This is a genomic window from Neolewinella litorea, from assembly GCF_004803465.1.
GTDB lineage: Bacteria > Bacteroidota > Bacteroidia > Chitinophagales > Saprospiraceae > Neolewinella > Neolewinella litorea.
Genome location: NZ_SRSF01000009.1, coordinates 103395 through 113678, shown reverse-complemented (window position 1 = coordinate 113678; position 10284 = coordinate 103395). Strand labels below are relative to the sequence as shown.

Annotated in this window: 7 protein-coding genes; 5 read left to right on the top strand and 2 right to left on the bottom strand. The window is 61.2% G+C overall.

What is annotated here, in order from left to right; genetic code table 11:
* Window positions 1-740 precede the first annotated feature (740 nt).
* The 3 genes from E4021_RS15375 to E4021_RS18190 all read left to right on the top strand — a co-directional run bounded on the left by E4021_RS15375 (window position 741) and on the right by E4021_RS18190 (window position 6206).
* The gene (locus E4021_RS15375) at window positions 741-3164 is read left to right on the top strand and encodes a zinc-dependent metalloprotease (RefSeq protein ID WP_136460261.1); all 2424 of its coding nucleotides are present in this window, start codon (window positions 741-743) and stop codon (window positions 3162-3164) included.
* A 228-nt stretch (window positions 3165-3392) separates the two neighbouring features.
* Window positions 3393-6017 carry a DNA gyrase/topoisomerase IV subunit A gene (locus E4021_RS15370; protein ID WP_136460260.1) on the top strand — a complete coding sequence of 875 codons (2625 nt, stop codon included), beginning with the start codon at window positions 3393-3395 and terminating at the stop codon, window positions 6015-6017.
* A 21-nt stretch (window positions 6018-6038) separates the two neighbouring features.
* Window positions 6039-6206, top strand: a complete 168-nt coding sequence (locus E4021_RS18190; protein WP_168797637.1) for a hypothetical protein — start codon at window positions 6039-6041, stop codon at window positions 6204-6206.
* 225 nt (window positions 6207-6431) lie between these two features.
* On the opposite strand, the gene E4021_RS15365 is transcribed toward E4021_RS18190, so the two are convergent.
* Entirely contained in the window at window positions 6432-7016 is a 585-nt protein-coding gene (locus E4021_RS15365; protein WP_136460259.1) for a thymidine kinase, read from the bottom strand.
* 49 nt (window positions 7017-7065) lie between these two features.
* On the opposite strand from E4021_RS15365, the gene E4021_RS15360 reads away from it, so the two are divergent.
* Together E4021_RS15360 and E4021_RS15355 are read left to right on the top strand one after the other, a co-directional pair.
* Window positions 7066-7806 (top strand): hypothetical protein, encoded by a 741-nt coding sequence (locus E4021_RS15360; protein ID WP_136460258.1) that lies wholly within the window; start codon window positions 7066-7068, stop codon window positions 7804-7806.
* Window positions 7799-9259 carry a DUF1499 domain-containing protein gene (locus E4021_RS15355; protein WP_136460257.1) on the top strand — a complete coding sequence of 487 codons (1461 nt, stop codon included), beginning with the start codon at window positions 7799-7801 and terminating at the stop codon, window positions 9257-9259. Before E4021_RS15360 ends, E4021_RS15355 begins: the two co-directional genes overlap by 8 nt.
* 3 nt (window positions 9260-9262) lie before the next feature.
* Here E4021_RS15355 and E4021_RS15350 read toward each other — a convergent pair whose 3' ends face one another.
* A complete protein-coding gene (locus E4021_RS15350; protein ID WP_136460256.1) occupies window positions 9263-10276 on the bottom strand; it encodes an AAA family ATPase in 1014 nt (337 codons plus the stop codon).
* Window positions 10277-10284 lie beyond the last annotated feature (8 nt).

Here is a 10284-nt window from a genome sequence, read left to right as displayed (position 1 = left end):
GGGGGCAAGCGGGCTGAGCGACTCCAGGCGCGATTTTTATCGGGCTTGAAAGCGTTTAACCCGTGGAGGTAAGCGGGCTGCGCGACTCCAGGCGCGATTTTTATCGGGCTTGAAAGTCCTCAACCCGAGTGGGAAAGCGGGCTGAGCGACTCCAGGCGCGATCATTCTCGGGCTGGAAAGCCCTCAACCTGTGTTGGCAAGCGGGCTGAGCGACTCCAGGCACGACTGTAATCGGGMTTGAAAGCCCTCAACCCGTGGGGGCAAGCGGGCTGARCGACTCCAGGCGCGATTATGATCGGACTTGGAAGCCCTCAACCCGTGGGGGCAAGTGGGCTGAGCGACTCCAGGCGCGATTATGATCGGGCTTGAAAGCCCTCAACCTGTGTTGGCAAGCGGGCTGAGCGACTCCAGGCGCGACTGTAATCGGGCTTGAAAGCCCTCAACCCGTGTGGGGCAAGCGGGCTGAGCGACTCCAGGCGCGATTTTTGTCAAGCTTGAACGCCCTCAACCCGTGGGGGCAAGCGGGCTGAGCGACTCCAGGCGCGATCATGCTCGGGCTTGCAAGCCCTCAACCCGTGGGGGCAAGTGGGCTGAACGACTCCAGGCGCAATTATGATCGGACTTGGAAGCCCTCAACCCGTGGGGGCAACGGGCTGAGCGACTCCAGGCGAGACTGTGTTCCGTAAGAAACAATACATCTTATCTTCGACCATCCCCTTTTGCTCCAAACCATGGCTTTTATGCGACTACTCCTACTCTGCCTTTTTCTGACCACCGGACTGCTCCAGGCACAGGACAGCGATAAGAAAGAAACCCCCTCCATAGCCGATAAAACCGCAAAGCTGGAAAAGCAGGAAGGCTTTTTCGATTACTACTGGAGCGACGAAGAAGGAAAACTCTACCTGGAGATCGATCGGTGGGACGAGGATTTCCTTTACGTGAACAGTCTGGCCGCCGGACTCGGCAGTAACGACATTGGACTCGATCGCAATCAGCTTGGCGACAGTCGCGTAGTGTTCTTCCGGCGCGTTGGTCCCAAGGTGCTGCTGCAGCAGCGCAACCTGGATTACCGGGCCGTTTCCGACAATCCGGATGAGGCGAAGAGCGTATCGGAAGCCTTCGCCCAATCGGTACTCGAAGGCTTCAAAGTGGTGGCGCGCACCGACGACCGCGTACTGATCGACCTGACGCCCCTGCTCCTCAGCGACGCCCACGGCGTGGCCGCCCGGCTGAAATCGGCCAAGGAAGGCACCTACAAGGTGGCCGACGACCGCAGCGCCATATATCCCGAGAACACGAAAAATTTCCCGAAAAACACCGAATTCGAAGCCACCATCACCTTCACCGGCGAGCCCACCGGCCGCAACGTGCGCAGCGTGACCCCCACCCCGGAAAGCTTTACGCTGCGCATGCACCACAGCTTCGTAGAACTGCCAGACGACGATTACGAGCCCCGGGTGTTCGACCCGCGCTCCGGCTACTACGCCCGCGGCTACGCCGACTACGCTACGCCCATCGACCAGCCCCTGCAAAAACGCTTCATCACCCGCCACCGGCTGGAGAAGAAAGATCCCTCCGCGGCCCTGAGCGAACCGGTGGAACCCATTGTCTATTACCTAGACCGCGGGGCCCCGGAACCCATCCGCAGCGCCCTGTTGGAGGGTGCCCGCTGGTGGAACCAGGCCTACGAGGCGGCCGGCTACCGCGATGCCTTCCGGGTGGAGGTGCTGCCGGAAGGCGCCGATCCGCTGGACGTGCGCTACAACGTGATCAACTGGGTGCACCGCAGCACCCGCGGCTGGAGCTACGGCTCCTCGGTCACCGACCCCCGTACGGGCGAGATCATCAAGGGTCACGTACTGCTGGGCAGTCTGCGGGTGCGGCAGGACTTCCTGATCGCCCAGGGGCTTGTGGCGGCTTACGGACAGGACGGTACCACCCCCGACCCCCGACTGGAAGAACTAGCCCTCGCCCGGCTGCGGCAGCTCAGCGCCCACGAAGTCGGCCATACCCTGGGCCTGACCCACAACTTCGCCGCTTCCACCAACGACCGGGCCTCGGTAATGGATTATCCCCACCCCTACGTCACCTTGGGTCCCAACAACGAGATGGACTTCAGCGAAGCCTACGCCACCGGCATCGGTGAGTGGGACAAGCAGGCCATCAAGTACGGCTACACCGACTTCCCCGCCGGCACCGACGAGCGGGCCGCCCTGAATGAGATCCTGGCCGAGAACGAGCGGCTGGGACTGCGCTTCGTCAGCGACGCCGACGCCCGCCCCGCGGGGAGTAGCCAACCCGAAGGTCACCTCTGGGACAACGGCCAGGAGCCGGTCGCGGAAATGGACCGACTGCTCAAGCTGCGGGAAGTGGCCCTGCAACGCTTCAGCGAGCAGAATATCCCGGTGGGCATGCCGCTGTCGGAACTTGAAAGCGTACTGGTGCCCGTCTACCTCATGCACCGCTACCAGGTCGAGGCCGTCGCGAAAGTGATCGGCGGCTACCAATACGACTACGGCGTTCGGCAAGCGGGGGTGAAACCCGACTATCAACCAGTTGACGCGGCCCGCCAGCAACAGGCACGACAGGCCCTGCTTCGCACCCTCTCCCCCGCCGTGCTGGACCTCCCGCAGAACCTCTACACCCTCATTCCGCCACCCGCCATGGGCTACGGTCGCAATCGCGAACTGTTCAACACCCAGAACGGCGGCGGACTCGATCCGCTCGGCATGGCACAGTCGGCGGCGGATAACTCCCTGTCCTTCCTCCTGCAGCCCGAGCGACTGGCACGGGTGGTGGAGCAGCGAGCGCTCTTCGGCGCGGGCTATCCTACGCTGGCCGAGTACCTTAAGAGCATCCAGGAGTACCTGCAAGCGCAGGAGCGACAGTCGCGCGCTAATGACTACGCCGCGGAAGTGGCAGCAATGACCGAGCGGCGCTTTGTACATCACCTGCTGCAACTGGCCGCGGACAAGAAAATCAGCGGTGCGGTCACGGCCGCTGCCCTGGGAAAATTACTCGATTACCGTCAGCCGGAAACCGCGCAGCTCAGCGACCACGCCGCCTACCTCGATCAGCTGGTGCGCAGTTTCCTGACCAACCCCGACAGCTACGAGCCGGTGCCGGCACCCGCGCTGCCCGACGGATCACCGATCGGAAATTAGGATTGGAACCGGATGCCCGAAGGTCTTGAGGTCACTTCGAGGGTCGGGTTGCAACGGGCGGGCAACTACGAGAGCGGATGAAGGCACACGCCTTTAAAACCACTTTCAAACATTTTGTTAGTGAAGTGAAATTTCGTACCTTCGTGCGCGCTAGCCGAACGTCCATCTGGGCGCGGCCGCGGGTGCAAGGGCCGTGGGGTAAACCGCGGTGCGAATAGAAGAAAGCAGATGGAGAATCAACACGGAATTGAGGCGGACGGTGAGGCAGCCGGACTGAAGGGAATGTACGAGGATTACTTCCTCGATTACGCCAGCTACGTGATTCTGGAGCGGGCCGTTCCCGCCATCGAGGACGGGCTGAAACCCGTACAGCGCCGCATCCTCCATGCCCTTAAGGAGATGGACGACGGCCGCTACCACAAGGTAGCCAACGTGATCGGGCAGACGATGCAGTACCACCCCCATGGCGATGCCGCCATCGGCGACGCCCTGGTCAATCTGGGACAAAAAGAACTGATGATCGACCCCCAGGGCAACTGGGGCAATACGCTTACCGGCGACTCCGCAGCGGCCAGTCGGTACATCGAGGCCCGCCTTACGAAATTTGCCCTGGAGGTGGTCTTCAACCCCCAGACGACCGAGTGGCAGCTCAGCTACGACGGCCGCAAGAAGGAGCCGGTGAACCTGCCGATGAAGTTCCCCATGCTGCTCGCGCAGGGCGCCGAAGGAATCGCGGTGGGCCTGAGTACGAAGATCCTGCCCCACAACTTCATCGAACTGTGCAAGGCCAGCATCAAAATCCTGGAAGGCAAGAAGGTGAAGATCTACCCGGACTTCCCCACCGGCGGCACCATCGACGTCAGCGACTACCAAAGTGGCAAGCGCGGCGGCCGGGTCAAGATCCGCGCCACCATCGAAAAGATCGACAACAAGTTTATCGCCATCCGGGAGATCCCCTACGGGATGACCACCCAGACGCTGATCGACAGCATCATCAAGGCCAACGACAAAGGCAAGATCAAGATCAAGAAGGTAACCGATAATACGGCCGCCGAGGTGGAACTGCTGATCGAACTGGCCCCGGGGATCAGTCCGGACGTCACCATCGACGCCCTGTACGCCTTCACGAACTGCGAACTGTCGGTCTCGCCTAACGCTTGCGTAATTATCGAAGGCGACAAGCCCCACTTCGTCACCGTCGAAGATATTCTGCAGTACAACACCCAGCAGACTAAGGACCTGCTGCGGCAGGAACTCCTTATCCGCCAGGGGGAACTGGAAGAGAAGATCCACTTTGCCAGCCTCGAGAAGATTTTTATCGAGCGGCGCATCTACCGGGATATCGAGGAGGCGGAGAGTTTTGAACAGGTGCTCGAGATCATCCGCAAGGGATTGAGTAAGTACGTCCGCGAACCAAAAGAGAAAGCGAAGAAGAACGACGACCGCCTGCTGCTGTACCGGGCCGTCAGCGATGAGGACATCACCCGCCTCACCGAGATCCGTATCAAGCGCATCTCGAAATACAACAGTTTCAAGGCCGATGAACTGATGGCCAAGCTGGAGGAGGAACTGAAGGAAGTGCGCCATCACCTGCAGCACCTTACGGAGTACGCCATCAACTGGTACCAGGGCCTGCTCGACAAGTACGGCAAAGGCCGCGAGCGCAAGACCACCATCGGCACCTTCGAGAAAGTGGAGGTAGCCGCGGTGGCCGCCAACAACACCAAACTGTACGTCGACCGCAAGGAAGGCTTCGTGGGGCAGGGACTGAAAAAGGAGGAATTCGTCTGCGATTGCTCCGACGTCGACGACATCATCGTCTTCCGCCGCGACGGCGTGATGACGGTCACGCGGATCGACGACAAGACCTTCGTAGGGAAGGACATCATCCACGTCAACGTCTGGAAGAAGGGGGACGAACGGACGACCTACAACCTCGTATATCTCGACGGCAAGACGGGCCGTGCCATGGCCAAACGCTTCAACGTGACGGCCATCACCCGCGATCGGGAATACGACCTGACCAAAGGCAACAAGGGCTCCAAACTACTCTACTTCAGCGCCAACCCGAACGGTGAAGCGGAGATCATCACCGCCCAGCTGAGCCAGTCGTCAAAGGCCCGGCAGAAGAACTTCGACTTCGATTTCTCGGAACTGGCCATCAAGAGCCGCGGGGCCGCCGGTAACATCATGACCCGCTACCCCGTCCGGAAGGTGACGCTCAAGGAAGTGGGCAAGAGCACCCTCGGTGCCATGAAGGTGTGGATGGACGAAGTAAGCGGCCGGCTGAACCTGGACGAGCGCGGACAATACCTCGGCGGATTCGATACCGGCGACCTCATCCTCGCCCTCTACAAGGACGGCAGCTACGAGCGGGAAGAGTTGGACCTCACCCGTCGCTACGAACCCGATAACCTCTACTTCATCGGGAAGTACCACGAGGACATGGTGGTGAGCGCCGTTTACTTCGAAGGCGAGCGCGGCGTAACTCTCGTCAAGCGCTTCCAGATCGAAACGAGTTCGCCGGGTCAGGCCTTCAGTTTCATCACCGACCACAAGCAGAGTAAGCTCTACATTGCCAGCGTCCACCCGGATCCGGAGGTACGCTACGCCTGGCGGGAGAAGCGGGAGAAACGGGAAAAGACCGTCAAACTCGCCGAATTCATCGACGTGAAAGGGTGGAAATCACTCGGCAACAAGCTCCACGACGGGAAGCTCATCAGCGCTAAGGAGCTGAACGAGCCTTACTTACCCACGGAGTCTTCGTCGGAAAGCAAGAAATCGAAAGGATCCAATGGACAGGGTGGAAAGGAAGACCTGAAGCCCGGCGACACGATCGAACTCGACTTCTAGCGGCGGGACTACCTTTACCGAATGGGAAAGCAATCTACCAGGCACCGCTACCGCACCCGGCGGGAAAAGAATCAGGCCGTAGCCCGGATCGCGCGCATCCTGCTGATTGGCGGAGTCGTCTTCTTCCTCCTGCTATTGATCAAGAATTGGCGGGAGTGGTGGGCCTACTATAAGACCTACTTCTACTAAGGTCGAGCCCCTGCGGGGCGAGCGCAGGAAACAGGACTACCTATATCGGGCACTGGATAAAATACACCCTCCAGCCCATGACATCGGGCCTGGAGTCCCTCCACCCTAACCCATTAAGGTCGAGCCCCTGCGGGGCGAGCGCAGAAAAAGAACAACTCATACTGAGTACCGAAAAAATGCTACTTCCAGCCAGGCCATCGGGCCTGAAGACCCGTTACCCCATACCTAGCGCAGGTCCAGGATATTCCCCATGCGGAAGCACTTCCGGCAGCGGGCTTCGTAGAGGTCCTTCTCACCCAATACCACCGTATCCTGATCCGGAGTAAGGCGGTACGAATGGGTGGCCAGGTTACCGCAGTGGGAACAGATGGCGTGGACCTTGGTGATGTATTCGGCCACCGCCAGCAGATCCCCCATCGGGCCGAAGGGCTTGCCCCGGAAATCCATGTCCAGGCCGGCGATGATAATGCGCTTGCCCCGATGCGCGAGGTCTTGCGTGTGCTTGACGATGTCGGCGTCGAAGAACTGGGTTTCGTCCAGGCCAATGACCGACACCTCGTCGGACAGGTCAAGCAACTGAGCGGAACGCGTAATGGGGGTGGCCACGAAGGAGTTACTGTCGTGAGATACCACGTTCCGTTCCGCGTAGCGGGTATCGAGAGCGGGCTTGAAGACGGCTACTTCCTGCCCGGCGATGCGGGCCCGTTTGAGACGGCGAATGAGCTCCTCGGTCTTGCCCGAAAACATCGAGCCGCAGATAACTTCCAGCCAGCCACTGCGTTGACCGCTGAAGTGAGGTTCTAAAAACATAAGCGCCGCCGTATTTTGGCGGCCGAAGGTATCAAAAATTCCAGCAGTCATGCTCCAAACCAAAGCCGACAAACTCCTCAGCCGCATCACCGCCCTCCACCGCAGTCTGCAGCTCGACGACGAAGACGACGCCCCCTCCGCCCTGGAGCGCGACCTGATGCTGGGTTACCTGCGCGACCTCTACGCCCTGTACCTGGAGGTGGGTGAAAAGAAGGCCTCCAGCCCCCGGGAAATGCCACCCCGCCCTGCCACCCCCCCGGCCACGCCGGCACCCGAACCCCCACCACCACCGCCGGCGCCGGTGAAGACGCCGGAACCGGAGGTCCCCGCTACCCCGCGGCAACCCACCCCGGCACCCGCGGCCCCGCCCGAAGTCCCCGACGTCCCCGTACCGCCGCCGCCCGCCCCGGCCATGGCCGCGCACACCGCCCGCGTCGAACCGCAAACGAAGCCAACCAATGGCAAAGCATCCGGTAGTAATGCGCCGGCCGCCGTGGAGTCCCTTTTCCGCGAACCGGAAGAAAGCAGCCTCACCAACCGCCTCATGCGGCAACGGGTGACGGACCTCACGCGCTCCCTGAGCATCAACAATCGCGTGCTCTTTTCCAACAAACTATTCGGAGGCAATGAAGAGCTCAATGCCGCGCTCAAGGACCTGAACCTGCGCGGAAGTTTTGCCAACGCCAAGCCCCTGCTCGTGGAGCTGGCCCGCGAACACGAGTGGGCCGAAGAAGAGCGGCAGGAGACCGCCCGGGAATTTATCGACCTGGTACGCCGGCGGTATGCTTAGAAAGGTACTTACGGTAGTGACGCTGCTGGCGTCGGTGTTTCTCGTTTATCTGTTCGCCAAGGCGTACACCTCGCATTCGGCGGATATTCCCGCCGACCAGAGTATGCAGGTATCCGCTCCCCGGGTGTTGACGATCGCCTTTGGCAGTTGCAACCGGGAGAACCGTCCGCAAGGCTACTGGAATACCATCGCCTCGCACCGCCCCGATGCCTGGCTGTGGCTGGGCGATAATGTGTACGCGGATACCGGCGACCGGGACGCCATGGCGGCCGCCTACGCCACCCAACGCCAGGCCGTCGCCTACGACTCCTTCGTGAAGACAACCCCGGTCATTTACGGGACCTGGGACGATCACGATTACGGCAGCAACGACGCGGGACGGGAATGGCAGGGCCGCGATATGGCCAAGGAACTGATGCTCGATTTCCTGGATGTGCCCGACACCGCCGAGGTACGGCAGCGCGCGGGTGTGTACCAGTCGTACCGCATCGGTGAGGTGAAGGTCATACTGCTGGATACCCGCTACTTTCGGGATGCTCTCGCCCCGCCCGTGCGCCCCGGCGACCGTTACGGACCCAACCCCAAAGGCGACATACTAGGCGAGGCGCAGTGGAATTGGCTGCGCCAGGAACTGACCAACAGCGACGCGGCAGCGCACGTGATAGTAAGCAGCATACAGGTACTACCCACCGACCACGGCTACGAAAAGTGGGATCTCTTCCCCGCGGCCCGGGCCCGCCTGTTGGCCCTCCTGAAGGAACTGCGGCCCGCCCTGCCCCTGCTGCTGAGTGGCGACCGGCACCTGGCGGAGATCATGGTGGACAGCCTCGACAATTACCCGGTCTACGAGATCACCTCCAGCGGACTTACCCATTCGTACACGGGCAGCAACGAGGCCAACGACAAGCGGATCGGGCCCCTCATCACCGAGCGGAATTTCGGACTCCTGCATTACGTACCAACGGACCAGGGCCTGCAATTGCTGGCGGAAATCCGGGCCATCGACAACAACGAGGTGCTCGCCAGCCTGGCGCTCCCCACCGGGAATGAGAACAAAAGCAAGCTGAAGTCAATTGTCTACCCAAAAGAAACCATGACGCGCCAGCTCCAGCCCTGCCCCGAATCCCCCAACTGCGTCAGTACCCAGTCGCGTCAGGAACGAAAGAAACGCGACCCCATCCCGTTCACCGGATCGGTGAGCGCCGCCCGGGAAAAGCTTAAACGGGTGGTCGACAATATGCCGCGCACCACCCTCATCGAAGAAGATGAGCACTACCTCCACTATACCTTTCAGACCTGGCCCGTCCCCTATATCGACGATGTGGAATTTTTGATCTCACCCGAGGAAGGCGTAATCCACTACCGCAGCGCCAGCCGCGTCGGACACAGCGACCTCGGCGTCAACAGTCGGCGAATGAAAAAAGTAGTAGCTGCCTTCGAGAAGGCCCGGTAGGCCCTAACGGGGTACCTCGAGGGCCCGGATGATCTCCTCAATCACGTCTTGGGCGGAGTAGCCTTCCATCTCCCTTTCCGGGATGAGCAGGATCCGGTGATTCAGCGCCGGGCCGGCTACCGACTGAATATCGTCGGGGGTTACGAAGTCACGGCCGTCCAGTGCCGCCCGGGCCTTGGCGAGGCGCAGGATGGCCAGGGAGGCACGCGGACTGGCCCCGAGGTACAAGTCGGGATGGGCCCGGGTCCGGTGCACCAGATCGGCAATGTAATCGAGCAGTTCATCGCGTATGTAGATGGCTTCCACCACCTGGCGGAAGCGGGAAATTTCCGCTTGCGAAAGGACGCGCTGCACGTCATCCAGCTGCCGGTGCCGGAAATCGCTGCGGAAGCGGTACAGAATGTCGCGTTCTTCCTGCCGGTCGGGATAGTCGACAAGGATACGCAGGAGAAAACGGTCGAGCTGAGCCTCCGGCAGGCGGTAGGTACCCTCCTGGTCGATGGGGTTTTGGGTGGCGATGACGAAGAAGGGGTCGGGCAGGGGGTGCGTGGTGCCGTCCACGGTCACCTGCTGCTCAGCCATGACTTCAAAAAGGGCGGCCTGGGTCTTGGCGGGTGCCCGGTTGATCTCGTCGATGAGGACGAGGTTACCGAAGATGGGACCAGGGTTGAAAGTAAATCGCCCCTCCGCGGCATTCAGGATACTGCTGCCCGTTACGTCGCTGGGCATCAGGTCGGGGGTGAACTGGATCCGGCGGTAGGTAGCGTCGATCGTGCGGGCGATCAGGCGGGCGGTCAGGGTCTTGGCGATGCCGGGCACGCCTTCCACAAGTACATGTCCCCCGGCGAGCAGGGCAACAATGAGCAGATCAATCAGGTCACGCTGCCCTACGATCAGCTTGCCCACCTCCCCGCGGATGCGTTCGGCGGCGTTGTGAAGCGCGACCAGGGCTTCACGATCGGGCCGGTCATCCGGGAGTGGAATTTGGGCGGGGTCGCGGGTGCTGGGGTCTTCCATGGTGCAGA